This window comes from Streptomyces sp. NPDC059875, assembly GCF_042731085.1.
Taxonomy (GTDB): domain Bacteria; phylum Actinomycetota; class Actinomycetes; order Streptomycetales; family Streptomycetaceae; genus Streptomyces.
In genome coordinates, this window is sequence record NZ_JBHWJZ010000005.1 from 306,405 (window position 1) to 328,649 (window position 22,245).

Below are 22,245 nucleotides of genomic sequence, written 5' to 3' on the forward strand. Positions count from 1 at the left end.
CCCACGGTCCTGCCCGTGCGCGTGCCGCGCGCGGGTTGCTCCGCGGCGGCGGCCGCCGGGGGGCCGGGGCCACGCTGGTCCCCGGGGCCCCCGTCTCGTACCGGCTGCGGTTACTCCTGGCCGCCCGTGGTGTCGGCGGCGGTCTCGGCGCCCTCGGCGCCCGTCGCACGCTCGCGCATCTTCTTCAGCAGCTCCTGCTTCTGGTCGACAGCGGCCTTGCGGTCGGCGCTGCGGCCCTGAACGGAGCCCTGCTGGTCGCCACGGGACAGCTTCTTGCGCTGTCCGCCGACGCCGAGGAGGTTGTTACGGCCCTTGGCCATGGGGTTCTCCCATTGGTGAGAAGTGGTGAGGGGATCGTCCGGCGGGGCGGGCGTCGAGGCCCGCCGCGCTCTCACTCGTAGATCTGGAAGAACGAAGACATGACTCAGACGCTACCTCGTCCGGACACGCCGGATCACCAGATTTTCCGTTCCACGCCCCATGCGAATGACAAACATTGAAATCTGTCAGCCGTCATGTCATAGTTGTCATGCGTCACCCTTCGATCCCTTTTCGAGGAGACCCTCATGACCTCCCTCCCCACCCGCTCCCTCGGCACCACCGGCCCCCAGGTCTCCGCCCTCGGCCTCGGCTGCATGGGCATGTCCGCGCTGTACGGCGAGAGCGACCGCGCCGAGTCGATCGCGACCATCCACGCCGCCCTCGACGCCGGGGTCACGCTGCTCGACACCGGCGACTTCTACGGCATGGGGCACAACGAGCTGCTGATCAACGAGGCCCTGCGCACGGCCCCCGCGGCCGCCCGCGAGCAGGCCCTGACCAGCGTGAAGTTCGGCGCCCTGCGCACGGTCGAAGGCGGCTTCACCGGCTACGACGGCCGGCCCGCCGCGGTGAAGAACTTCGCGGCGTACTCGCTGCAGCGCCTCGGCACCGACCACATCGACATCTACCGGATCGCCCGGGTCGACCCCGACGTGCCGATCGAGGAGACCGTCGGCGCGATCGCCGAGCTCGTCGAGGCCGGGCACGTCCGGCACATCGGCCTCTCCGAGGTCGGCGCCGACACCCTGCGCCGGGCTGCGGCCGTCGCCCCGATCGCCGACCTCCAGATCGAGTACTCGCTGATATCCCGGGGCATCGAGGAGAAGATCCTGCCCACCGCCCGCGAGCTGGGCATCGGCATCACGGCGTACGGCGTGCTGTCGCGCGGCCTGATCAGCGGCCACTTCACCCGTGACCGAGAGCTCGGCGCGGGCGACTTCCGGGGCATGAGCCCGCGCTTCCAGGGGGACAACCTGCACCGGAACCTGGACCTGGTGGACCGGCTGCGCGCCCTCGCCGAGGCCAAGGGCGTGACGGTCGCGCAGATCGCGATCGCCTGGGTGCTGGCCCAGGGCCCCCGGCACGGCGCCGACATCGTTCCGCTGGTCGGCGCCCGCCGTCGGGACCGGCTCGCGGAGGCCCTCGGCTCCCTGGACCTCACGCTCGACGCCGCCGACCTGGCCGCTATCGAGCAGGCCGTCCCGGTGGGCGCGGCGGCCGGCGAGCGCTACCCGGCGGCGCAGATGGCCCACCTGGACAGCGAGCACTGACCTGGCATTCGGCTGACAGGTACTGTCATCCCATGCCCACCGAGACCCTGACCGCAGAGCGCATCCTCGAAGCCACCGAGGAGGTGCTGCGGCGCTACGGCCCGGCGAAGGCGACGGTCGTGGACGTGGCCCGGGTGCTCGGCGTCAGCCACGGCAGCGTCTATCGCCACTTCCGTACGAAGGCGGCGCTGCGCGAGGCGGTGACCGAGCGGTGGCTGAGCCGCGCCGAGGTGATGCTCGCCGAGCTGATCGCGACCTCGGACCGGCCGGCCGCCGAGAAGCTCCGGGCCTGGTTCGCCGGCCTCTTCGAGGCCAAGCGGCACAAGGCGGGCGACGACCCCGAGCTGTTCGCCACGTACGGGGTGCTGATCGACGAGGCCAGCGGTGTGGTCGAGGAGCACATCGAGGTGCTGATCGGACAGGTCCGGGAGATCGTCGAAGAGGGCGTGCGGAGCGGGGAGTTCACCGCCCCCGACGCCGCGGCCACGGCCCGCGCGCTGTTCCACGCGACCGGCCGCTTCCACGACCCGATGTACGCCCCGGAGTGGCAGCGTCCGACGATCGACGCCGAGTTCGACGCGGTGCTCGACCTGCTGCTGCGCGGCCTGCGCGCGTAACCCCTTCACGCACACCCCGCACGCCCGCCCAGTCCACCGGCCCGCGCCCACGGGAAAGCCCCCGACTCCTGCCGGAGCCGGGGGCTTTCGCGTACAGCGGGTACGACCGTCAGCAGCCGATCAGGCGGCTGCCCAGGTAGCCCTGGATCTGGTCGAGGGAGACGCGCTCCTGCTTCATGGTGTCGCGCTCGCGCACGGTCACCGCGTTGTCGTCCAGGGTGTCGAAGTCGACGGTGACGCAGAACGGCGTACCGATCTCGTCCTGGCGGCGGTAGCGGCGGCCGATGGCGCCGGCGTCGTCGAACTCGATGTTCCAGTTCTGCCGCAGGTCGGCGGCGAGGCCCTTGGCCTTCGGCGACAGCTGGGCGTTGCGGGACAGCGGCAGGACGGCGACCTTGACCGGCGCGATGCGCGGGTCGAGGCGCATCACGGTGCGCTTCTCCATGACGCCCTTGGCGTTGGGGGCCTCGTCCTCGTTGTACGCGTCGAGGAGGAAGGCGAGCATCGTGCGGCCGACACCGGCGGCCGGCTCGATGACGTACGGGGTCCAGCGCTCGCCGGCGTCCTGGTCGAAGTAGAGCAGGTCGTTGCCCGACGCCTTGGAGTGCGCCTTCAGGTCGTAGTCGGTGCGGTTGGCGACACCCTCGAGCTCGCCCCACTCGCTGCCGCCGAACTGGAAGCGGTACTCGATGTCGGCGGTGCGCTTGGAGTAGTGGGAGAGCTTCTCCTTCGGGTGCTCGAACCAGCGCATGTTCTCCTCACGGAGACCCAGGCCCGTGTACCAGTTCCAGCGCTGCTCCATCCAGTACTCGTGCCACTGCTCGTCCTCGCCCGGCTTGACGAAGAACTCCATCTCCATCTGCTCGAACTCGCGGGTGCGGAAGATGAAGTTGCCCGGAGTGATCTCGTTCCGGAAGGACTTGCCCATCTGCGCGATGCCGAACGGCGGCTTCTTGCGCGCGGTCTGCAGGACCTGGCCGAAGTTGGTGAAGATGCCCTGCGCGGTCTCGGGGCGCAGGTAGGCGACCGAGCCGGAGTCCTGGGTCGGGCCGAGGTGGGTGGAGAGCATGCCCGAGAACTGCTTGGGCTCGGTGAAGGTGCCCTTGTTGCCACAGTTGGGGCAGTTGAGGTCGGTGAGGCCGTGCTCGGGGAGGCGGCCGTGCTTCTCCTCGTACGCCTCCTCCAGGTGGTCGGCGCGGTAGCGCTTGTGGCAGGAGGTGCACTCGGTCAGCGGGTCGGTGAAGGTGGCGACGTGGCCGGAGGCCTCCCAGACCTCGGTGGCCAGGATCACCGACGAGTCGATGCCGACGACGTCCTCGCGCGAGGTGACCATGTAACGCCACCAGTGCCGCTTGATGTTCTCCTTGAGTTCGACACCCAGCGGTCCGTAGTCCCAGGCGGCGCGCTGACCACCGTAGATCTCGCTGCACGGGTAGACGAAGCCACGGCGCTTGCTCAGGCTGACGATGGTGTCGATCTTGTCGGCGGCCACGGTGCTCTCTTCATTACGACGACGAAGTGCGAATGCTTCAGATTACCGGCGCCCGTACCCCCTGTATCAAATCGGTTCGGCCTCCTCCGGGCGGACCGGCGCAGGAAACCACCGAACGTGGGGCGAGCCACACATATGACAATTGACAATCGTTTCCAGTTTTGTTGAAAATGAGTGTCATGAACGTACGCCGCCTGATACCCACCACCGCCGTCGCCGGAGCAGTCACCCTCGGTCTCGTCACCCTCTCCGCCTGCTCGGGAACGTCGGGCGCAGCCGACAAGCCCGCCGACGGCAAGCTCAGCGTGGTGGCGTCGTTCTACCCGATGCAGTACCTGGCCGAGCAGATCGGCGGAGCGCACGTCTCCGTCAGCACGCTCACCGAGCCGGGCGTCGAGCCGCACGACCTGGAGCTCAAGCCGAGGCAGATCGGCGAGCTCGGCGAGGCCGACTACATCCTGTACCTCAAGGGCGTCCAGCCCGCCGTCGACAAGGCGATCGACCAGGCCGGCGTCAAGAACACCGTCGACGCCGCCACCCTCACCACGCTCGAGGACCACGGCACCGAGGTCGGCCACGACCACGCGGGCGAGAGCGCCGAGGAGCACGCCGCCCACGAGGGCGAGGAGCACGCCGACGAGCACGGCCACGAGTCCGAGGCCGGTGCCGACCCGCACATCTGGCTCGACCCGGTGAAGTACGCCGAGGTCGCCAAGGGCGTCGGCGCCTCCCTCGAGAAGGCCGACCCGGCGAACGCCGCCGACTACAAGAAGAACACCGACGCCCTGGTGAAGAAGCTCGGTGACCTGGACACGGCGTTCGAGACCGGCCTGAAGAACACCACCACCAAGACCTTCATCACCACCCACTCCGCCTTCGGCTACCTCGCCGAGCGCTACGGCCTGGACCAGGAGGGCATCTCCGGCCTGGACCCCGAGTCCGAGCCGAGCCCCGCCCGCATGAAGGAACTCCAGGACGTCGCGGCGAAGGAGAAGGTCTCCACCGTCTTCTTCGAGACGCTCGCCAGCGACAGGACCGCGAAGACCCTCGCGAAGGACACCGGTCTCGAGACCGACGTCCTGGACCCGCTGGAGGGAATCACGGACAAGTCCAAGGGCGATGACTACATCGAGGTCATGCAGTCCAACCTCGCCGCGCTGAAGAAGGCCCTCGGCGCGAAGTGACCCACGCACAGCAGGAGGCACCCGTGACCGCGCCCGTCATATCCGTCCGCGGAGCCACGGCGTCCCTCGGCGCGCGCCCCGTCCTGCGCGGCATCGACCTCACCGTGAACCGCGGTGAGGTCGTCGCGCTGCTCGGCGCCAACGGCTCCGGCAAGTCCACCGCCGTCCGCTCCGTCATCGGTCAGGTCCCGCTCACCGGCGGCACCATCGAACTGTTCGGCACGGAGCAGAAGCGATTCCGCGAGTGGGCGCGCGTCGGCTACGTACCGCAGCGCACCACCGCCGCCTCCGGCGTGCCCGCCACGATCCGCGAGGTCGTCTCCTCCGGCCGGCTCTCCCGCAGGAGGCTCGGCCTGCTGACCAGGGCCGACCGGGCCGCGGTCGACCGGGCCATCGACCTCGTCGGTCTCGCCGACCGCGCGAAGGACTCGGTGAGCGCCCTCTCCGGCGGACAGCACCAGCGCGTCCTCATCGCCCGCGCGCTCGCCTCCGAGCCCGAGCTGCTGATCATGGACGAGCCGATGGCCGGCGTCGACCTCGCCAGCCAGGAGATCCTCGCCGCCACCCTGCGCGAGCAGGTCGCGAGCGGCACCAGCGTCCTGCTCGTCCTGCACGAACTGGGCCCGCTGGAGCCGCTGATCGACCGGGCCGTGGTCCTCCGCGACGGCTGCGTCGTCCACGACGGCCCGCCGCCGCAGGCCGTCGGCCAGCACGCTCTGCCCGGCCACGACCACGTCCATCCGCACGCGGCCGGTGAGCCGCTCCGCACGGGTCTGCTGACCTGAGGAAGCTGACCTGATCATGGAATTCCTCGAACCCGCCTTCATGCAGCGGGCGCTCCTCGCGGCCGTCCTCGTCGGCATCACCGCGCCGGCCGTCGGCATCTTCCTCGTTCAGCGCCGCCAGGCCCTGATGGGCGACGGCATCGGCCATGTCGCCATGACCGGTGTCGGCCTCGGCTTCCTGCTGAACACCAGCCCCGTCTGGATGGCCACCCTGGTCGCCGTCGCCGGTGCCGTCCTGATGGAGCTGATCCGTACGTACGGGCGCACCCGCGGCGACCTCGCGCTCGCGCTGCTCTTCTACGGAGGCATGGCGGGCGGCGTCATGCTGATGCACGTCGGGGGCGGCTCCAACGCCAACCTGCTCTCGTACCTCTTCGGATCGCTCTCCACGGTCTCGGACGAGGACGTCACCGCGATCAGCGTGCTCGCCGCCTTCGTCGTCCTCGTCACCATCGGTCTGCGGCGTCAGCTCTTCGCGGTCAGCCAGGACGAGGAGTTCGCCCGCGTCACCGGTCTCCCGGTCCGGGCCCTGAACCTGCTGATCGCGATCACGGCCGCCGTGACCGTCACGGTCGCGATGCGGGTCGTCGGCCTGCTCCTGGTCAGCGCGCTGATGGTGGTCCCGGTGGCAGCCGCGCAGCAGCTGTCCCGCTCGTTCCGTACGACCTTCGTCCTGGCGATCGTCATCGGCACCGGCGTCACCCTGACGGGCACCGTCACCACGTACTACCAGGACCTGCCGCCGGGCTCGCTCATCGTGCTGCTGGCGATCGGCGTCTTCATCGTCCTGACGGCGCTCTCGGCGCCCCTGGCCAGGCGCCGCGCCCGGGCTGCGGAGGCCGCGGCCTCGTCCCCGGCGGAGTGCGACATGGCCGTTCCGGCTACGCGTCGACCCACGGACGACGCCGCGGTCTAGCAGCCTGGCAGAATGGCGGGGGCGACGAATCTCTAGGAGGCCCCTGTGGCGACGGCAGGACCCCCCGTACGCGGCCGCTCGACCAAGCAGCGGGCCGCGGTGGCGGCGGCACTGAACGAGGTGGACGAGTTCCGCAGTGCCCAGGAGCTGCACGACATGCTCAAGCACCGCGGCGACTCGGTCGGCCTCACGACGGTGTACCGCACGCTCCAGTCCCTCGCGGACGCGGGCGAGGTCGACGCGCTGCGCACCAGCGAGGGCGAGACGGTCTACCGCCGCTGCTCGACGGGCGATCACCACCACCATCTCGTCTGCCGCGTCTGCGGCAAGGCGGTCGAGGTGGAGGGCCCGGCGGTCGAGCAGTGGGCGGAGACGATCGCGGCCCAGCACGGGTACGTGAACGTGGCGCACACGGTCGAGATCTTCGGCACGTGCGCGGAGTGTGCGGCGAAGAAGTAAGCGGTACGGAACCGAGCGGTACCGAACCGAGCGGTACTGATCCAAGCGGTACGAAGGGGCCCGCACCGGAGCGATCCGGTGCGGGCCCCTTCGCGTACACGGGTGGCTCAGAGCCGAGTGATGTGCCGGTCCAGGATCGCGCGGAGCCGGTCGGCCTCCTCGGCACCGGCCAGACCTCGCTTGGGCAGCGTGCCGACCCCGACGCCGTTCCTGTCGCCGGAGAACAGGACGAACAGCTCGGCCGTCTCGACGTACCGCGGGAACATCTCCCACCCGGACTTCATGTCGGTGTCCCGTGAGGTCCAGCGCACCCCGAGCTCGTCCACGACGGCCCGGAACTCGCCCTGCGAGGCGACCATCCGGTGGACCTGCTTCGCCGTGATCACCGGGTAGAGCACGAGCAGCCCGAAGGAGAACACGATGAGGAAGACGGCACCCGCCGACGACGAGATGGGATCGTCCGTCGCCGGCCGGATGATGGAGTGCACCAGGAGGCCGATGCCCAGGACCGCGATGGCCAGCAGCACGAGCCGCAGGCGGCGCCCGCCGGGCGTCTTGCGCATCCGCGCGCGCAGCGCGTCGGCCACGTCGACATCGGTGGGCACATAGACCAGCTCGACGGTCTCCTGCGCTGTCGGACTCGGTCCTTCGGCCATGGCCCCTCCCCGGTGCCTCGACGACAGGCCGTGATCGTAACGGCCGGGTCGGACAGCCGGACGGCTGGGTCGGACGGAGAGTCGGACGGCCCGGGTCAGACCGCCGGGCCCTGCTGCGGGACCGAGCCCATCGCCGCGCGGTCCGCCGCCGGGATCGCGCCGAAGCGGCGGTCGCGGGAGGCGTACTCGACGCACGCCCGCCACAGGTCAAGGCGGTCGAAGTCCGGCCACAGCACGTCCTGGAACACCATCTCCGCGTAGCTGCTCTGCCAGATCAGGTAGTTCGAGGTGCGCTGCTCGCCGCTCGGGCGGAGGAAGAGGTCGACGTCCGGCATGTCCGGGTAGTACAGGTACTTCTGGAAGGTCTTCTCGTTGACCTTCGACGGGTCGAGCTTTCCGGCGGCGACGTCACGGGCGATGGCCTGCGCCGCGTCGGCGACCTCGGCACGACCGCCGTAGTTCACGCAGAAGTACAGCGTCATCGCGTCGTTGTCGACGGTCTGCTCCTGCGCGACCTGGAGCTCCTGGACGACCGACTTCCACATCTTCGGCATGCGGCCGACCCAGCGGATACGGATGCCCAGCTCGTCCATCTCGTCGCGCCGGCGCCGGATCACGTCCCGGTTGAAGTTCATCAGGAAGCGGACCTCCTCGGGCGACCGCTTCCAGTTCTCCGTGGAGAAGGCGTAGAGCGAGAGGTTCTTGACCCCGAGCTCCAGGCAGCCCTTCAGCACGTCGAGGACGACGCCCTCGCCGACCTTGTGGCCCTCGGTGCGCGGCAGCCCGCGCTCCTGGGCCCAGCGGCCGTTGCCGTCCATCACGCAGGCGACGTGGTTCGGCACCAGCTCGCCGGGGAGCTTCGGCGGGCGGGCGCCGGACGGGTGCGGCTCCGGGGTCTTGTACTCCCGGATCTTCCGTCCGAGGATTCCGCGTCGTGCGATGGCCATGCGATGGGTCTCCTAGCTCTTCTCTACGTACCGCAGGGAGCGCAGGCCGCGCTCCAGGTGCCAGTGCAGATAGGCGGACACCAGCCCGCTGCCCTCCCTGACGTGACGCGGCTCGCACGCGTCCGCAGTCGCCCAGTCGCCGGTGAGCAGCGCGCTGAGCAGGCCGATGGCCTCCGGAGAGGGTACGACGCTGCCGGGCACCCGGCAGTCGCCGCATATGACGCCGCCCGCCGCGACCGAGAAGAACCGGTTGGGTCCGTGGAGGCCGCACTTCGCGCAGTCCTCGAAGCTCGGCGCGTATCCGTTGACGGCGAGGGAGCGCAGGAGGAAGGCGTCGAGGATGAGATGGGGCGCGTGCTCGCCCCGGGCTAGCGTCCGCAGCCCGCCGACGAGCAGCAGGTACTGCTGCACGGCCGGCTCGCCCTCGTTGTCCGTGAACCGCTCCGCCGTCTCCAGCATCGCCGTCCCGGCGGTGTAGCGGGCGTAGTCGGTGACGATCCCGCCGCCGTAGGCGGCGATGGTCTCGCTCTGCGTGCAGAGCGGCAGCCCGCGCCCGACGAGATCACTCCCCCGAGCGAAGAACTGCACGTCGACATGGGAGAACGGTTCGAGCCTGGCCCCGAACTTCGACTTGGTGCGCCGCACCCCGCGCGCTACGGCGCGTACGCGGCCGTGACCGCGCGTGAGGAGCGTGATGATGCGGTCCGCTTCACCCAGCTTCTGGGTGCGCAGCACGATGCCGTCGTCGCGGAACAGGCTCATGCGGCCCATTCTCCCGTACGGGAAGGGCCTCAGACGTCGTCGGGCAGAAGCCGGAAGGCAGGATGCGCGGTGAGGGGCCGCATCATCCGGAAGTGCGCGTCCGTCGTGAAGACGTCGGCAGTGTGAAAGGCCGCGGCCAAGGCGACGTTCATGGCGTCCGCAAGCCCTACACCCTTACCGCCGGCAGCGTCCTCGTAGCCGCGCATCACCGCCATCGCGGTACGCAGGTGCGGCTGGATCTCGGGGATTTCGAACCGCCGCGCCTCGGTCTGGCGGGCGACGAAGTCCAGCGCGTTCATCGAAGCGCGCGCGCCGACCCGCTCCGTCAGCAGGTAATCGAGTTCCGTCAACACCATGGGCGAGATGACGAGGTGGCCGACGCGGGCGAGCGCCGCCCGGTGCGCCGCGTGACGCGCGTCCTTCGGGGTGAACAGCCGGTACAGCGCGTTGGTGTCCGCGACAGCCACCGGGATCTCCGCAAGCTCAGCCATCGACCGAACCGCCCATCCCGCGAAGCGTCTCGTCGATCTCGTCGTCGGTGAGTGCCGGACCGCCGAGATCCGGGATCTCCAGCATCCCCATGGGATCCGTCCTGAACGGATACGAGGGCCTGCCGAGGGCGCCTCCCCTCGGCACGATGTCCCCTATCGGCACGCCGTCCTTCGTGATCGTGACGGTCTCACCGGCCTCGACGCGAGCCATGACCCGCGAGGTCTGCTGGTTGAGTTCCCGCAGAGGCACGTCCTGGTTCTTGTCCATGACACGAGCGTACTACTCGTTCTACACCGGGCGCCCTCGCGATCCTCGCTCACGGCACCTCGCCTCGGCTGCGCGCGTTCGCGTGCGCGGTCGCGGCGCGGAGGCGCTCCGCCGAGGTGGCCTCGCGGACCCCCTCCGGCTCCGCGTCCCACTCCCGCCCGCCGCCGAGCGGCCGCAGCTGGACATACGGGCCCTCGTGCCCCATGACCGTGCCCACACGCCCGGTGCGGATCTCGACGACGTACGCCCCGATGGGCAGTTTCATGACCGGCTCCCCTCTTCCCCCGGCGGCAGTACGACGGCGGCCAGCCGACGCGCCGTTTCCGCCGTGCAGCGTCCCAATTCGATGAGCGGCCGGGGGCTGTCGGAGGCGAGGGTGACGGCGTCGAGCCCGAGGGAGGGGAGCACGATTCCCGCCCGTACGAGTGCCTCGCGCAATTCCGTCACCACCTGACTCGCTTCTTCCACGGACCCCGTTGTCGACCGCGTGCTGTCTTCCTTCACCAACGCATCCCTTTCCGAATCCATTTCTCGCTTACCGCACCCAGGGTGGTGTCGGATCCCTAGAATCGATAGATGCGCAGGTCCTACAACTGCGGGGCAGGGTCGAGGAGTTAAACCATGGCCAAAGCAAGACGGCAGGACACGTGGGCGTTCTTCGGCCAGGAGCTGAAGGCGCAGCGGGAGGCGAAGGGCTTAACGCAGGCGGAGCTGGGCGAGCGGGTGTTCGTTTCCGGGGGATACATCGGCCAGTTCGAGCAGGGAATTCGAAAGCCTCAGCTGGACGTGGCGCAGCGAATCGACGACGTCCTACAAACCGGTGGTTTTTTCGAACGGGCGTGTCGGAAGCTGATCAACGCGTCGCCGTACGCGAGTTATTTCGAGGCAGCGGCGGAGTTGGAGGCGGTAGCGACGAAGATCTGCGAGTTCGCCCCGACGCTCATGCCGGGCCTGCTGCAGACCGGTGCGTACGCCCGGGCCGTCACACTGGCCATGAACCCGCTCGCCTCCGATGCGTTTATCGAGGAGAAGGTCCGCGGACGGCTGGATCGGGCGCAGCTGCTCAAGGACCCTGCAACCCCGGTGTATTGGGTGATCCTGCATGAGCACGTGCTGCGGCTCTCGGTGGGTGGTCCGGCCGTCATGGCCAGGCAGCTGGACCACCTCATGGCGCTCGCCCGTGAGCGCCGGGCATTGGTCCAGGTATTGCCAACCGCCGGAGCGTACGCCCTCATGACCGGCTCACTGAAGCTCATGGAGTTCGACGAGGCGCCACCAACCGCCTATACAGAGGCGGTGTTTTCGGGGAATCTGCTGGGCGATCCTGCCCTGGTGAAGCGTGCACAGGAGACCTACGATCTGCTCAGGGCCGCCGCTCTGTCGCCGGAGGCGTCCCTCGCACTGATCGAATCGGCGGCGGAGGACCACAGACGATGCGCGAGTACGACCTGAGCGGTGCCCAGTGGCGGAAGAGCTCCTTCAGCGACGGCAACGGCGGCGACTGCGTCGAAGTGGCGTACGACTTCCCCGGCGCCGCCGCATGGCGCAAGAGCTCCTACAGCGACGGCAACGGCGGCAGCTGCGTCGAGGTCCTCGACGACGTCCCCGGTGTCGTCCCCGTCCGGGACTCCAAGAACCCCACCGGCCCCGCCCTCGTCGTCCCCGCCGCCGCATGGGCCGCCTTCGTGGCCGGGGTCAAGAGATGACGACTGCCCCCTCCCCCTCCTCCGCACCGCGCCGGCGGCGCTGCCTCGCACGGTGAGTGGGGAGCGGGCGGAACGGACCGCGCGGCGTTACGTCGCGGCCGCCCGGCTCGCCGCCGGCGCCGGGGTGGTGCTGGGGCTGATGGCGGGGGCGCTGCTGTGGTGGCGGCCGAGTCCTGCGGGACAGTTGCAGGCGCTGGCGGTCGGCGGGGCGGCGCTGGGGTTCGGGGTGCTGTGGGTGGTGGTGCTGTGGCGCGCCGCCCGTCGGCTGCGCCGCGGGATCGTCGCCGACCGCGGCAGCACGCGGCACGCGCCCGCCGGAATCGAGCCCGATGGTGCGGGGGATCCCGAGCTGTTGTGGAACTGGCTGCGGCTGATGAACCTGGTCCGCTGGCCGGACTGCACAACATCTGGACGGGTCCGCCGCTCTGCCTGGCCGGAATCTGGCTGCTGATCGCGCCCTTCAACAACGTGGCGAAGCACATTCCCGGCGGGTCCTCCTCCGACTGAAGGCCCACCGGCGTCGAGGCGTAGCCTTCCTTTGGGAAGTCATAAGTCCATCTTATGGGGCCATAGACCGGGGGCGGGTACCGGCTCGCGACAGGCGTTATTTAGGGTGACCTAAGTGACGACACTCATCGTCGTCACGTCGCTTGCGAAGGGAACCCTGACATGCCCCGCCCTCTCCGGGTCGCGATCGTCGGCGCCGGCCCCGCCGGAATCTACGCCGCTGATGCGCTGCTGAAGTCCGAGGCCGCCGCCGAGCCGGGCGTGTCCATCGACATCTTCGAGCGGATGCCGGCTCCCTTCGGTCTGATCCGGTACGGCGTCGCCCCCGACCACCCGCGCATCAAGGGCATCATCACCGCCCTGCACCAGGTGCTCGACAAGCCGCAGGTGCGGCTCTTCGGCAACGTCGACTACGGCACCGACGTGCACCTGGACGACCTGCGCGCCTTCTACGACGCCGTGGTCTTCTCGACCGGCGCCATGGCCGACCGCGAGCTGAAGATCCCCGGTGTCGAGCTGGACGGCTCCTTCGGCGCCGCCGACTTCGCGTCCTGGTACGACGGCCACCCGGACGTCCCGCGCACCTGGGAGCTGGAGGCCGAGAAGGTCGCCGTCCTCGGCGTGGGCAACGTGGCCCTCGACATCGCCCGCATCCTCGCCAAGACCGCGGACGAGCTGCTGCCGACCGAGATCCCGCCGAACGTCTACGACGGTCTCAAGGCCAACAAGGCCTTCGAGATCCACGTCTTCGGCCGCCGCGGCCCCGCGCAGGCCAAGTTCAGCCCCATGGAGCTGCGCGAGCTGGACCACTCCCCCAACATCGAGGTCATCGTCAACCCCGAGGACATCGACTACGACGAGGGCTCGATCGCCGAGCGGCGCAAGAACAAGCAGACCGACATGGTCGCCAAGACCCTGGAGAACTGGGCGATCCGCGATGTCGGCGACCGCCCGCACAAGCTCTTCCTGCACTTCTTCGAGTCGCCGGTCGAGATCCTCGGCGAGGACGGCAAGGTCGTCGGGCTGCGCACCGAGCGCACCGAGCTCGACGGCACCGGCAACGTCAAGGGAACCGGCCAGACCACCGACTGGGACGTCCAGGCCGTCTACCGCGCCGTCGGCTACCTCTCCGACGAGCTGCCCAAGCTGCCCTGGGACACCGCCAGCGGCACCGTCCCCGACGCCGGCGGCCGGGTCATCGAGGAGGGCGGCGAGCACCTGGCGTCCACCTACGTCACCGGCTGGATCCGCCGCGGCCCGGTCGGCCTCATCGGCCACACCAAGGGCGACGCCAACGAGACGGTCGCCAACCTGCTCGACGACTTCGCCAACGGCCGGCTCCTCACGCCCGAGTCGCCGGAGACGGACGCGGTCGTCGCCTTCCTGGAGGGCAAGGGCCTCACGTACACGACGTGGGAGGGCTGGTACGCCCTGGACGCCGCCGAGAAGGCGCTGGGCGAGCCCCAGGGCCGCGAGCGCGTGAAGATCGTCGAGCGCGAGGACATGCTCCGCGCGAGCGGCGTCGACCTCGGCTGACGCCGAGCCCGTCCCCGTACGACCGGGCCCCGCAGGCACCCGCCTGCGGGGCCCGGCCCGTCCCGCCCCGCTCAGCGGCCCGGGACCGCCAGGCCCGACTCGTACGCGACGATGACCAGTTGGGCCCGGTCCCGCGCCCCCAGCTTCCCCATGATCCGGCTGACATGGGTCTTCGCCGTGAGCGGTGAGAGCCCCAACGCCTCCGCGATCTCCGTGTTGTTCAGGCCCCGCGCCACCAGCGCCAGCACCTGGCGTTCGCGGTCCGACAGCCCTTCCGGCCCTCCCGTCACCGGCGTGTCCGGCGTCGCGAGGACCCTGGCTATCAGCCGGGACGTCGGGCCCGGCGAGAGCAGGGACTCCCCCGCCGCCACCGTCCGGATCGCCGCGAGGAGTTCGGCCGGGCGGATGTCCTTGACCACGAAGCCCGAAGCGCCCGCCCGCAACGCCTCCACGATGTGCTCGTCCGTGTCGTACGTCGTCAGGACCAGCACCTTCACCCCGGCCAGGTCCTCGTCGGCGGCGATCAGCCGCGTCGCGCCGATCCCGTCCAGCTCGGGCATCCGGACGTCCATGACCACCAGGTCCGCCCGCGCCGAACGGGCCAGCTCCACCGCCTCCTTGCCGTTGGCCGCCTGGCCCACGACCTCCATGTCCGGCGCCGAGTCGACGAGCATCGCGAACGACGCCCGGACGAGCGTCTGGTCGTCCGCCAGCAGAACCCGGATCACGCCGTCACTTCCCTCCCCGCGAGCGGCAGCGCCGCCGTGACCTCGAAGCCCCCGCCGTCGCGCGGGCCCGCGCTCAGTGTGCCGCCCACGCTCCTGGCCCGCTCCCGCATCCCGAGGATCCCGTACCCCGAGCCGCCGGAGCCGCCCGTCCCGCCCGAGCCGCCCGGCCCGCCGGAAGCGGCGCCCCCGTTCGTCACCCGTACCGTCAACACCTCCTCCTCCAGCCCGACATCGACCCGCACACCGCCGTCCGGACCCCCGTGCCGGACGGCATTGGTCAGGGACTCCTGCACGATCCGGTACGCCGCCGCGCCCACCGCGGCGGGGACCTTCGCCTCCCCGGTCCGTACCGTCAGGTCCGCGCCCGAGGACCGTACGAGATCGGGCAGCGAGGCCAGATCCGGCAACGGGCCCTCCGGAGCGGCCCGCAGCACGTCCAGGGTCGTGCGCACCTCGGCACGGGCCTCCCGGCAGGTCTCGGATATCCCGTCGAGCGCCCGGACGAGCGCCTCCCGGTCGAGCCGGTCCGGATCGGCGACCAGGACGTGCGCGGCGACCGACGTCTGCACGCCGATCAGGGTGATCGAGTGCGCGAGGAGGTCGTGCAAGTCTCTTGCAATGCGCAGCCGCTCCTCGGTGACCTTCCGTTCGGCCTCCCGCTCGGCCTTCTCCACCACGGTCGCCACGAGTTGGCGGTAGAGGCGGATGCTCGCGCCGAACACGAGCACCGCGATCACCCAGCCGGAGATCCTCAGCACCTCCACCATCTCGTGCGGGTTGACGAAGAGCTGCATCGATAGCGTGAGGGACGTGACCGCCAGGCCCACGATCACCGTGCGCTTCGGACGGCCGGTGGCCGCGACCGTGTACAGCGCGGTCATCGTGGCCGGCAGCGGCGCCAGATGCATGTAGTCCAGCCCGTGGTACGGGGCGACGCAGGCCGCCACGGCGAGCAGCACCGGCAGGGGCGCCTTGCGCCGCCAGGCCAGCGGGACGTGTACGGCGAGCAGCAGCGCCCAGCCGAGAGCGTCCGGCCGCCGGCCGTCGTCGACGGTGAGCGCGATCACCGCCGCGAGCACCGCGAAACCCGCGGCGGCCGTCGCGTCGCACCGCACCGGGTACGGCGCCGCCTGCGGGTCACGGGTGAAAGCCGCTGCGAAGTCCATGGTGCTCATCCTCCCCTCGGGCGGGGGCTCCTGACAGTCCGGGGAGCCCCCCACCCGCCCCTGATCAGACCCGTACGGGCTCCCGCTCGGACCCTGAACCGGCCGTTGACGCGGGCGTCTTGGCCAACGGGCCCGGCCACCACACCTTCCGGCCGAGCAGCACGCTCGCGCTCGTGACCAGGTACGTGCGGACCAGGAACGTGTCGAGCAGGACGCCGACCGCGATCACGAAGCCGAGCTCCGCCAGTTGCACCATCGGCATGTTGATCAGGACCCCGAAGGTGGCGGCGAGGACGAGCCCCGCAGAGGCGATCACCCCGCCGGTCGTGCGCAGGGCGGTGAGGGCCGCGGCGCCCGGCTCCATCCCGTTGAGGCACTCCTCTCGCATCCGGTGCATCAGGAAGATGCCGTAGTCGACGCCGAGGGCGACGAGGAAGACGAAGGAGAGCAGGGCCAGGCCGGGGTCGGTGCCCTCGAAGCCGAAGAGGGACTCGAAGACGAGTCCGCCGATGCCGAGGGCCGCGCCCCAGACGGCGACGACCGCGGCGACCAGGATCAGCGGTGCGACGAGGCTGCGCAGCAGCACGATCAGCACGAGCAGGACGACGACGATGACGAGCGGGACGACGATGTTCCGGTCGCCGGCGTTGGTGTCGGTCATGTCGAGCTGTTCGGCGCTGGGCCCGCCGACGTACACGCCTTCGCCGAGCGCGGAGCGCAGTTCCCTGATCGTCCCGGTCTCGGCCGCGGACTGCGGCGGATGGGCGGCGACGACGGAGATCTCCGTCCAGCCGCCGCCGCTGCGGCCGCGCTCGGCCTTGGCGACTCCCTCGGTCCCGCGCGCGGTTTCCAGGGCCGCGGCGGAGGCGCCCGTCGGGGCGACGACGGTGATCGGCTGGGTTCCCATCTCCGGGTACGCGGCGGCCAGCGTCTTCATCGCGGCGACCGCCTCCGGGGTGGAGGTGAAGGAGTCCTCCTGCTTGAGCGCTCCGGGCAGGTTCAGCGCGCCGAGCGCGAGGGCGGCCAGCGCGGCGGCGCCCGTGAGCAGGACGGCGAGGGGACGGCGGCCGGCCGAGGAGCCCATCGCGGCGAAGAGGGACCGGCGCGCGGCCTTCGGCTCGCTCCCGTACGCCGGGATCAGCGGCCAGAACACCCGCCGGCCGAGGACAACGAGCAGGGCGGGGAGCAGCGTCATCATCGCGACGAGGGCGCACAGCACGCCGACGGCGGCCGTCGGCCCCATCCCCCGGCTGCTGTTCATGTCGGCGGCGAGCAGGCAGAGCATGCCGAGGGCGACGGTCCCGGAGGAGGCGAGGACGGCGGGTCCGCAGCCGCGCAGGGCGGTGGCCATGGCGTCGTACGGGCGCGGGGTGCGGCGCAGTTCCTCGCGGTAGCGGGAGACGAGGAGCAGCGCGTAGTCGGTGCCCGCGCCGAAGACGAGGATCGTCATGACGCCCGTGCTCTGGCCGGAGACGCTGATGTCGAAGCCCTGGTGGAGGGCGTAGGTGACGGCCATGGAGAGGTAGTCGGCGACTCCGGCGACGACCAGCGGGACGAGCCAGAGGAACGGGCTGCGGTAGATGACGATCAGGAGGATCGCGACGACGGCGACGGTCGTGTACAGGAGCGGGCCGTCGAGGGAGTTGTAGACCTCGCTCGCGTCCGTGGCGAGGGCGCCGGGGCCGCCGACCTCGCCGCTCACGGTCTCGCGGATGTCGTGGACGAAGGCGTCCCTGGCCGCTTCGTCCGTACCGGGCTCGGTACTGGACACGGCGTACAGGAGGGTGGTGCCGTCCTCGGAGGGGACGGCCTGCGGCGTCGAGGTGAGCGGGTGCTCGGCGGCGACCTGCTTCACCTCCCGGGCGGCGGTGGCCTTGTCGTCGGCGGTCAGTCCGCCGTCACGGTGGTAGACGAGCACGAGGTCGGTGGAGTCTCCACCGGGCAGCTGCTCGGTGATCTTCGCGACCTGGGTCGAGTCGGCGCTCGCCGGCAGGTAGTCGACGGCGCGGTCGCGCTGGACGTCGCCGAGCTTTCCGGCGAGGGGTGCGGCGAGGGCGATCACGATCACCCACAGGGCCAGCACCCCCCAGCCGACGGTCCTCTTACGGCCCTCCATCGCGGGCCTCCCTCCATCGGTCCTCTTTCGGGTCGATCCCAGATTCCCGTCGCCGGGAGGAGGATTCGTCGCGCTGACGGCCGAGTTGGGCGCTACTGCCGGGGGCGGCGCACGGCGGCTGTTACTCCCCGGGGAGTACGGGAAGCGCCGACGGGCCGGGGGCGGCGCGCGCTCATATTCTGGAAGGACCGGGAAGGGAAGTGAGCGGCGATGGCCGTCCCCGTCGAAGAGGCCCCCGCCGTCGAGCGCGCACGAGACGCGGCGGCCCGGGAGTCGTGGGCCGAGGCGTACGCACTGCTGCGCGAGGCCGACCGGCACCCCTCCGTCGCGCTGGGCCCCGAGGACCTGGACCTCCTCGCGGACGCCTCCTGGTGGGCGGGGCACGTGGACGAGTCGGTCGCGGCCCGGCTGCGGGCGCACGCGGCGTACGTGGCGGCGGGCGACCACCGCGGGGCGGGGCAGGTGGCGTGGTGGCTGTACTTCGAGTACCGCTGCCTGGGGCGGCACGCGGCCGCGGCGGGCTGGCTGCACCGGTCCCGGCACCACCTGGAGGGTGAACCGGACTGCCCCGAGCAGTGCTTCCTCGCCTGGACGGACTCGGAGGAGGCCCAGGAACACCACGACCCGGAGGCCGCCCTGGCCGCCGCGCGGCGCATGGAGCGCCTCGCCCGCGAATCCGGCGACCCGGGCCTGATCGCCCTGAGCCGCCAGGCCCACGCGGCGGTACTGCTCGCGAACGACCGCAGGGCGGAGGGCCTGGCCCTCCTCGACGACGCGATGTGCGCGGTCACGGCGGGCGAGCTGAGCGGCATGTTCACGGGCTGGCTCTTCTGCCTGGCGCTGACCCAGTGCATGGAGGCGGCGGACTTCGGCCGCGCGGTGGAATGGACGGACGCGGCGATGTCCTGGTGCGAGGTCCCCTGGTCCCAGCACACGCGTCCGTCGAAGACGACCGGTACCGCCACCTCCGTCGCCGCGCCCGCCCGCGCCCCCGAACCGACCACCGACAACCCCTTCCGGGGCCTGTGCCGGATCCACCATGTCGAGGTGCTCGATCTGCTCGGGGTCTGGGCGCTCGCCGAGGCCGAGGCCCAGCGGGTGTGTGCGGAGGTACTGATGGACAGCCTGGAGGCCGCCGCAGGGGCGCACTACGCGGCCGGGGAGATCCGGCGCCGGCAGGGACGCCTCGACTCCGCCGCCCTCTCGTACGCACACGCCCACGAGCTCGGCCGGATCCCGCAGCCGGGTCTTGCTCTGCTCCGGCTCGCCCAGGGCAAGGCCGACGCCGCCGTCGCCGGCCTGAAGCTGGCCCTGGCCTGCCAGAGCGACCCCGGTCACGACCTCCTCGGCCGGGCCCGGCTGCTCTCCGCGCAGACGGAGGTGGCGCTGGCCGTCGGGGACCCGGACGGTGCCGCCGAGGCGGTCGCGGAGCTGGAGGCGCTCTCCGGCGGGGCGCCGCTCCTGAGCGCCATGGCCGACACCGCCCGCGGCGCCCTCGCGCTCGCCCGGCACGAGCCGGCCCTGCCTCCGCTCCGCCGGGCCTTGGCCGGCTGGCTGGCGCTGCGCGTCCCGTACGAGGCCGCGCAGGTACGGATGCTGCTCGCCGCCGCCGACCGCGCCGCGGGCGACGAGGAGGCGGCCCGGCTGGAGCTGGCGGCCGCCCGGACGACGTTCGAGCAGCTGGGCGCCCTCCCCGACGCGCGCCGCGCGGCGGCCCTGCTGACGGGGCGGCGCCGGCCGACGCCCGGTGGCCTGACCGCCCGGGAGGCGGAGGTGCTGCGGCTGGTCGCGGAGGGAGGCACGAACAGGGACATCGCCCAGGCACTGGTGATCAGCGAGCACACGGTCGCCCGGCACCTCAACAACATCTTCGCCAAGCTGGACGTGACCTCCCGTACCGCCGCCACGGCCTACGCCTACGCGCACGGTCTGGTTCCCACCCGGGCCTAGGCCGTTTCGCCCATGCCCGCCCCCTCCCCGATGTGGGTGGTTCCGGCGATGCCCGCGCCTGGGTTCGCGGCCTAGAACGGGTTCATGAACACCACCGACACGCTCACCACCGAAGTCCCGCTCGAATCACTCGACACCCTGCGCGGCGCCGTCCGCGGCGATGTCGTCGTCCCCGGCGACCCGTCGTACGAGGAGGCCCGCCGTGTCTACAACGCCATCCACGACCGCCGACCGGCCGTCGTCGTCCGGGCCGCGGACGCGGGCGACGTGATCGCCGGGGTCCTCTTCGCCCGGGACCACGCGCTGCCGCTCGCGGTCCGCGGCGGCAGCCATGCCGTCGCCGGCTACGGCACGGTCGACGACGGGCTCGTCGTCGACCTGTCCCGGATGCGTTCGGTTCGCGTCGACCCCGTGACCCGTACGGCCCGCGCGGAAGGCGGCTGCACCTGGGGCGACTTCAACCACGCCACGCACGCCTTCGGCCTGGCCACCACCGGCGGGGTCGTCTCCACCACCGGCATCGCCGGACTCACCCTCGGCGGCGGGATGGGCAACCTGGCCCGCCGCTACGGACTGAGCTGCGACAACCTCGTCCAGGCCGATGTCGTCACCGCCGAGGGCGCCCTCGTCACCTGCGACGCCGAACGGCACCCGGACCTGTTCTGGGCGCTGCGCGGCGGAGGAGGCAACTTCGGCGTCGTCACGTCGTTCGTCTACCGCCTGCACCCGGTCTCGGACATCCTGGGCGGCGTCGCCTTCTATCCGCTCGACGCGGAGGTGGCCCGGCGCTGGCGCGACATGACCGCCGACGCCCCCGAGGAGCTCAACACGATCTTCGTCATCGCGCTCGGCCCCGACCTGCCGTTCCTGCCGGAACGCTGGCACGGCCGCCCGATCTGCGGCCTGATGACCTGCTTCAGCGGCCCATCCGGCGAGGACGAGAAGGTACTCGCCCTCCTCGACGAGATGGGCCCCGTCATCGGCAGGTTCCTGGAACGGATGCCGTACCCGGTGATCAATACGCTCTTCGACGAGCAGCTGCCACCGGGTCTCTACCACTACTGGAAGGGGAACTTCAGCCGCGATCTCAGCGACGGCGCCATCGACGTGCACATGCGCTACGGGGCGACGCTGCCCTCGATGGAGAGCGACACGGCCGTCTTCCCGATCGACGGCGCGTGCCACCGCGTCGGCCCCGAGGACACGGCCTTCGCCTACCGCGACGCCTGTTTCTCGGCCGCGTTCGGCACGACGCACACGGACCCCGCCGACAACGAGGCGAACATCGCCTGGACGCGGGCGTACTACGAGGCCCTGCGGCCGCACACCGAGGAGGCCGGCTACGTCAACTTCATGGACACCGACGACCAGGACCGCGTCCGGGCCAACTACCGGCAGAACTACGACCGGTTGCGGACGGTGAAGCGTCGCTACGACCCCGACAACCTGTTCCGCCTCAACCACAACATCGAGCCGTAGGCCCTCAGAGCAGCGTCCTGGCGGTGGCGAGCAGCCGGGCGGTGTCGTCGGCGCACAGCGCCAGCGCGTTGCCGACCGTGTTGAGCACGTCCCGTTCCGCCGGGCTGTACGCCCCGTCCGCGAGAGCGATCCTGGCTCCCTGGAGCAGGATCGATTCGCGCCCGGAGGCGGCCAGGTGCGGGGTGAGCGGCTCCAGGGCCTCGTGGAGTTCGATCGCCAGCGCCGCGCCCCCACTGCCCTCGTCGGGCAGGAAGCGGCCGGTGTCGGCCTCCAGCGCCTCGACGAGGTCGGTGAGCTGGATGCCGGTGCACTCGTCGAATCCGGCGGCGCGGACCGCCGCGACCGCGGTGTCCACCGCCGTACGGGAGGAGGTGCCGCCGGCCGCGAGGACGGCGAGGGCGACGGTGTGCACGGCGTCCCGCAGCATGGCGGAGAAGCGGCTCGTCGTCGGGTGGTCGAGGACGTCGGTGCCGAAGTGGGTGTGACAGGCGGCGCATTCGACGACGGGCCCGGCGTGGCCGCGGGGCAGCACGGGGACGCCCAGGACGGCGAAGCGCCGACGGCCGGTGCGGCGCCGGTAATTGCGGTCGCCGCCGCACTCCTCGCAGAAGAACTCGCCGTCCCCTACGGTGTTCCAGGCGGTACGAATGCCGCAGATGCCCACTTTTCGACTACGTGACTCCCGGGCAGACCGCATGCCGCACCTCCCTTAACGAACCGGCAACATTGCCGACGTGGGCGTGATGTTAGCCACATCTGTGATGTGGCGTCAGCACCCCGTCGACAGAACGCCACGGACATGGCCGAGACATGACGCCGCCAGGAGGGGCTCCCGGCGGCCACCGCATCACCCTCACGGGTGGCAGAGAAGGCCGCCGCGATCTCGTG

The 22,245-nt window shown here is 71.0% G+C and carries 25 protein-coding genes; 12 read left to right on the plus strand and 13 right to left on the minus strand.

All coding sequences use genetic code 11. The features are described 5' to 3' along the window. Positions 1-110 precede the first annotated feature (110 nt). A complete protein-coding gene (locus ACFV9D_RS08940; RefSeq protein WP_385143115.1) occupies positions 111-320 on the minus strand; it encodes a DUF6243 family protein in 210 nt (69 codons plus the stop codon). Positions 321-566: 246 nt separating this feature from the next. Between ACFV9D_RS08940 and ACFV9D_RS08945 the strand changes: the two genes are divergently transcribed. Then, the gene (locus ACFV9D_RS08945; RefSeq protein WP_385143118.1) at positions 567-1,592 is read left to right on the plus strand and encodes an aldo/keto reductase; all 1,026 of its coding nucleotides are present in this window, start codon (positions 567-569) and stop codon (positions 1,590-1,592) included. Between the two features lie 32 nt (positions 1,593-1,624). Then, on the plus strand, positions 1,625-2,209 hold the full coding sequence (locus ACFV9D_RS08950; RefSeq protein ID WP_385143121.1) for a TetR family transcriptional regulator: 585 nt from the start codon (positions 1,625-1,627) through the stop codon (positions 2,207-2,209). Between the two features lie 109 nt (positions 2,210-2,318). Here ACFV9D_RS08950 and ACFV9D_RS08955 read toward each other — a convergent pair whose 3' ends face one another. Continuing rightward, complete coding sequence (locus ACFV9D_RS08955) at positions 2,319-3,701, minus strand: glycine--tRNA ligase (protein WP_385143124.1); 1,383 nt, start codon at positions 3,699-3,701, stop codon at positions 2,319-2,321. A gap of 179 nt (positions 3,702-3,880) precedes the next feature. Between ACFV9D_RS08955 and ACFV9D_RS08960 the strand changes: the two genes are divergently transcribed. From ACFV9D_RS08960 to ACFV9D_RS08975, 4 genes are read left to right on the plus strand one after another with little or no spacing between them, the layout of a single operon-like run. Beyond that, positions 3,881-4,885, plus strand: a complete 1,005-nt coding sequence (locus ACFV9D_RS08960; protein WP_385143127.1) for a metal ABC transporter substrate-binding protein — start codon at positions 3,881-3,883, stop codon at positions 4,883-4,885. A gap of 23 nt (positions 4,886-4,908) precedes the next feature. Then, positions 4,909-5,670 carry a metal ABC transporter ATP-binding protein gene (locus tag ACFV9D_RS08965; protein WP_385143130.1) on the plus strand — a complete coding sequence of 254 codons (762 nt, stop codon included), beginning with the start codon at positions 4,909-4,911 and terminating at the stop codon, positions 5,668-5,670. 10 nt (positions 5,671-5,680) lie between these two features. Then, positions 5,681-6,586 carry a metal ABC transporter permease gene (locus ACFV9D_RS08970; protein WP_385143219.1) on the plus strand — a complete coding sequence of 302 codons (906 nt, stop codon included), beginning with the start codon at positions 5,681-5,683 and terminating at the stop codon, positions 6,584-6,586. A 45-nt stretch (positions 6,587-6,631) separates the two neighbouring features. Further along, positions 6,632-7,045, plus strand: coding sequence for a Fur family transcriptional regulator (locus ACFV9D_RS08975; protein WP_385143133.1), 414 nt, complete (start codon positions 6,632-6,634; stop codon positions 7,043-7,045). Positions 7,046-7,152: 107 nt separating this feature from the next. Here the strand turns inward: ACFV9D_RS08975 and ACFV9D_RS08980 are convergent, their stop codons facing one another. The 7 genes from ACFV9D_RS08980 to ACFV9D_RS09010 all read right to left on the minus strand — a co-directional run bounded on the left by ACFV9D_RS08980 (position 7,153) and on the right by ACFV9D_RS09010 (position 10,697). Then, positions 7,153-7,701 carry a YcxB family protein gene (locus ACFV9D_RS08980; RefSeq protein ID WP_385143136.1) on the minus strand — a complete coding sequence of 183 codons (549 nt, stop codon included), beginning with the start codon at positions 7,699-7,701 and terminating at the stop codon, positions 7,153-7,155. Positions 7,702-7,796: 95 nt separating this feature from the next. Then, a complete protein-coding gene (locus ACFV9D_RS08985) occupies positions 7,797-8,642 on the minus strand; it encodes an isoprenyl transferase (RefSeq protein ID WP_385143222.1) in 846 nt (281 codons plus the stop codon). 18 nt (positions 8,643-8,660) lie between these two features. Further along, positions 8,661-9,410, minus strand: coding sequence for a DNA repair protein RecO (gene recO / locus ACFV9D_RS08990; RefSeq protein ID WP_352187931.1), 750 nt, complete (start codon positions 9,408-9,410; stop codon positions 8,661-8,663). Positions 9,411-9,439: 29 nt separating this feature from the next. Next, positions 9,440-9,901, minus strand: coding sequence for a PIN domain-containing protein (locus ACFV9D_RS08995; RefSeq protein ID WP_385143140.1), 462 nt, complete (start codon positions 9,899-9,901; stop codon positions 9,440-9,442). After that, positions 9,894-10,169, minus strand: a complete 276-nt coding sequence (locus ACFV9D_RS09000) for a type II toxin-antitoxin system Phd/YefM family antitoxin (RefSeq protein ID WP_385143143.1) — start codon at positions 10,167-10,169, stop codon at positions 9,894-9,896. The genes ACFV9D_RS08995 and ACFV9D_RS09000 overlap by 8 nt, the downstream gene beginning before the upstream one ends. A 49-nt stretch (positions 10,170-10,218) precedes the next feature. Continuing rightward, positions 10,219-10,434 (minus strand): hypothetical protein, encoded by a 216-nt coding sequence (locus ACFV9D_RS09005; protein WP_385143146.1) that lies wholly within the window; start codon positions 10,432-10,434, stop codon positions 10,219-10,221. After that, complete coding sequence (locus ACFV9D_RS09010) at positions 10,431-10,697, minus strand: hypothetical protein (RefSeq protein ID WP_385143149.1); 267 nt, start codon at positions 10,695-10,697, stop codon at positions 10,431-10,433. The genes ACFV9D_RS09005 and ACFV9D_RS09010 overlap by 4 nt, the downstream gene beginning before the upstream one ends. 93 nt (positions 10,698-10,790) lie before the next feature. On the opposite strand from ACFV9D_RS09010, the gene ACFV9D_RS09015 reads away from it, so the two are divergent. The 4 genes from ACFV9D_RS09015 to ACFV9D_RS09030 all read left to right on the plus strand — a co-directional run bounded on the left by ACFV9D_RS09015 (position 10,791) and on the right by ACFV9D_RS09030 (position 13,918). After that, positions 10,791-11,621 carry a Scr1 family TA system antitoxin-like transcriptional regulator gene (locus tag ACFV9D_RS09015; RefSeq protein WP_385143152.1) on the plus strand — a complete coding sequence of 277 codons (831 nt, stop codon included), beginning with the start codon at positions 10,791-10,793 and terminating at the stop codon, positions 11,619-11,621. After that, positions 11,603-11,875: a DUF397 domain-containing protein gene (locus ACFV9D_RS09020; protein WP_385143155.1), complete on the plus strand. Its 273-nt coding sequence runs from the start codon at positions 11,603-11,605 to the stop codon at positions 11,873-11,875. Before ACFV9D_RS09015 ends, ACFV9D_RS09020 begins: the two co-directional genes overlap by 19 nt. Positions 11,876-11,927: 52 nt before the next feature. Continuing rightward, complete coding sequence (locus tag ACFV9D_RS09025; RefSeq protein WP_385143158.1) at positions 11,928-12,326, plus strand: hypothetical protein; 399 nt, start codon at positions 11,928-11,930, stop codon at positions 12,324-12,326. Between the two features lie 218 nt (positions 12,327-12,544). Then, a complete protein-coding gene (locus ACFV9D_RS09030; protein WP_385143161.1) occupies positions 12,545-13,918 on the plus strand; it encodes an FAD-dependent oxidoreductase in 1,374 nt (457 codons plus the stop codon). 71 nt (positions 13,919-13,989) lie between these two features. Here ACFV9D_RS09030 and ACFV9D_RS09035 read toward each other — a convergent pair whose 3' ends face one another. The 3 genes from ACFV9D_RS09035 to ACFV9D_RS09045 all read right to left on the minus strand — a co-directional run bounded on the left by ACFV9D_RS09035 (position 13,990) and on the right by ACFV9D_RS09045 (position 17,928). Next, positions 13,990-14,646: a response regulator gene (locus tag ACFV9D_RS09035; RefSeq protein WP_385143164.1), complete on the minus strand. Its 657-nt coding sequence runs from the start codon at positions 14,644-14,646 to the stop codon at positions 13,990-13,992. Next, positions 14,643-15,812 carry a sensor histidine kinase gene (locus ACFV9D_RS09040; protein WP_385143167.1) on the minus strand — a complete coding sequence of 390 codons (1,170 nt, stop codon included), beginning with the start codon at positions 15,810-15,812 and terminating at the stop codon, positions 14,643-14,645. Before ACFV9D_RS09040 ends, ACFV9D_RS09035 begins: the two co-directional genes overlap by 4 nt. 64 nt (positions 15,813-15,876) lie before the next feature. Beyond that, the gene (locus ACFV9D_RS09045) at positions 15,877-17,928 is read right to left on the minus strand and encodes an MMPL family transporter (protein ID WP_385143170.1); all 2,052 of its coding nucleotides are present in this window, start codon (positions 17,926-17,928) and stop codon (positions 15,877-15,879) included. Positions 17,929-18,138: 210 nt separating this feature from the next. Between ACFV9D_RS09045 and ACFV9D_RS09050 the strand changes: the two genes are divergently transcribed. Together ACFV9D_RS09050 and ACFV9D_RS09055 are read left to right on the plus strand one after the other, a co-directional pair. Next, entirely contained in the window at positions 18,139-19,878 is a 1,740-nt protein-coding gene (locus ACFV9D_RS09050; protein ID WP_385143173.1) for a LuxR C-terminal-related transcriptional regulator, read from the plus strand. An 84-nt stretch (positions 19,879-19,962) separates the two neighbouring features. Next, the gene (locus ACFV9D_RS09055) at positions 19,963-21,357 is read left to right on the plus strand and encodes an FAD-binding oxidoreductase (RefSeq protein WP_385143176.1); all 1,395 of its coding nucleotides are present in this window, start codon (positions 19,963-19,965) and stop codon (positions 21,355-21,357) included. Positions 21,358-21,361: 4 nt separating this feature from the next. Here the strand turns inward: ACFV9D_RS09055 and ACFV9D_RS09060 are convergent, their stop codons facing one another. Further along, entirely contained in the window at positions 21,362-22,054 is a 693-nt protein-coding gene (locus ACFV9D_RS09060; protein ID WP_385143179.1) for a TerB family tellurite resistance protein, read from the minus strand. Positions 22,055-22,245 lie beyond the last annotated feature (191 nt).

What these genes read in the sequence shown, in the direction of transcription:
- ACFV9D_RS09050 (WP_385143173.1), top strand. Translation starts at nt 18,139, where the DNA reads ATGGCCGTCCCCGTCGAAGAGGCCCCCGCCGTCGAGCGCGCACGAGAC.
- ACFV9D_RS09040 (WP_385143167.1), bottom strand. Translation starts at nt 15,812, where the DNA reads ATGGACTTCGCAGCGGCTTTCACCCGTGACCCGCAGGCGGCGCCGTAC.
- ACFV9D_RS08950 (WP_385143121.1), top strand. Translation starts at nt 1,625, where the DNA reads ATGCCCACCGAGACCCTGACCGCAGAGCGCATCCTCGAAGCCACCGAG.
- ACFV9D_RS08995 (WP_385143140.1), bottom strand. Translation starts at nt 9,901, where the DNA reads ATGGCTGAGCTTGCGGAGATCCCGGTGGCTGTCGCGGACACCAACGCG.
- ACFV9D_RS09010 (WP_385143149.1), bottom strand. Translation starts at nt 10,697, where the DNA reads ATGGATTCGGAAAGGGATGCGTTGGTGAAGGAAGACAGCACGCGGTCG.
- recO (WP_352187931.1), bottom strand. Translation starts at nt 9,410, where the DNA reads ATGAGCCTGTTCCGCGACGACGGCATCGTGCTGCGCACCCAGAAGCTG.
- ACFV9D_RS09000 (WP_385143143.1), bottom strand. Translation starts at nt 10,169, where the DNA reads ATGGACAAGAACCAGGACGTGCCTCTGCGGGAACTCAACCAGCAGACC.
- ACFV9D_RS09030 (WP_385143161.1), top strand. Translation starts at nt 12,545, where the DNA reads ATGCCCCGCCCTCTCCGGGTCGCGATCGTCGGCGCCGGCCCCGCCGGA.
- ACFV9D_RS09020 (WP_385143155.1), top strand. Translation starts at nt 11,603, where the DNA reads ATGCGCGAGTACGACCTGAGCGGTGCCCAGTGGCGGAAGAGCTCCTTC.
- ACFV9D_RS08940 (WP_385143115.1), bottom strand. Translation starts at nt 320, where the DNA reads ATGGCCAAGGGCCGTAACAACCTCCTCGGCGTCGGCGGACAGCGCAAG.
- ACFV9D_RS09060 (WP_385143179.1), bottom strand. Translation starts at nt 22,054, where the DNA reads ATGCGGTCTGCCCGGGAGTCACGTAGTCGAAAAGTGGGCATCTGCGGC.
- ACFV9D_RS08980 (WP_385143136.1), bottom strand. Translation starts at nt 7,701, where the DNA reads ATGGCCGAAGGACCGAGTCCGACAGCGCAGGAGACCGTCGAGCTGGTC.
- ACFV9D_RS08960 (WP_385143127.1), top strand. Translation starts at nt 3,881, where the DNA reads ATGAACGTACGCCGCCTGATACCCACCACCGCCGTCGCCGGAGCAGTC.
- ACFV9D_RS09055 (WP_385143176.1), top strand. Translation starts at nt 19,963, where the DNA reads ATGAACACCACCGACACGCTCACCACCGAAGTCCCGCTCGAATCACTC.
- ACFV9D_RS09005 (WP_385143146.1), bottom strand. Translation starts at nt 10,434, where the DNA reads ATGAAACTGCCCATCGGGGCGTACGTCGTCGAGATCCGCACCGGGCGT.
- ACFV9D_RS08945 (WP_385143118.1), top strand. Translation starts at nt 567, where the DNA reads ATGACCTCCCTCCCCACCCGCTCCCTCGGCACCACCGGCCCCCAGGTC.
- ACFV9D_RS09015 (WP_385143152.1), top strand. Translation starts at nt 10,791, where the DNA reads ATGGCCAAAGCAAGACGGCAGGACACGTGGGCGTTCTTCGGCCAGGAG.
- ACFV9D_RS09045 (WP_385143170.1), bottom strand. Translation starts at nt 17,928, where the DNA reads ATGGAGGGCCGTAAGAGGACCGTCGGCTGGGGGGTGCTGGCCCTGTGG.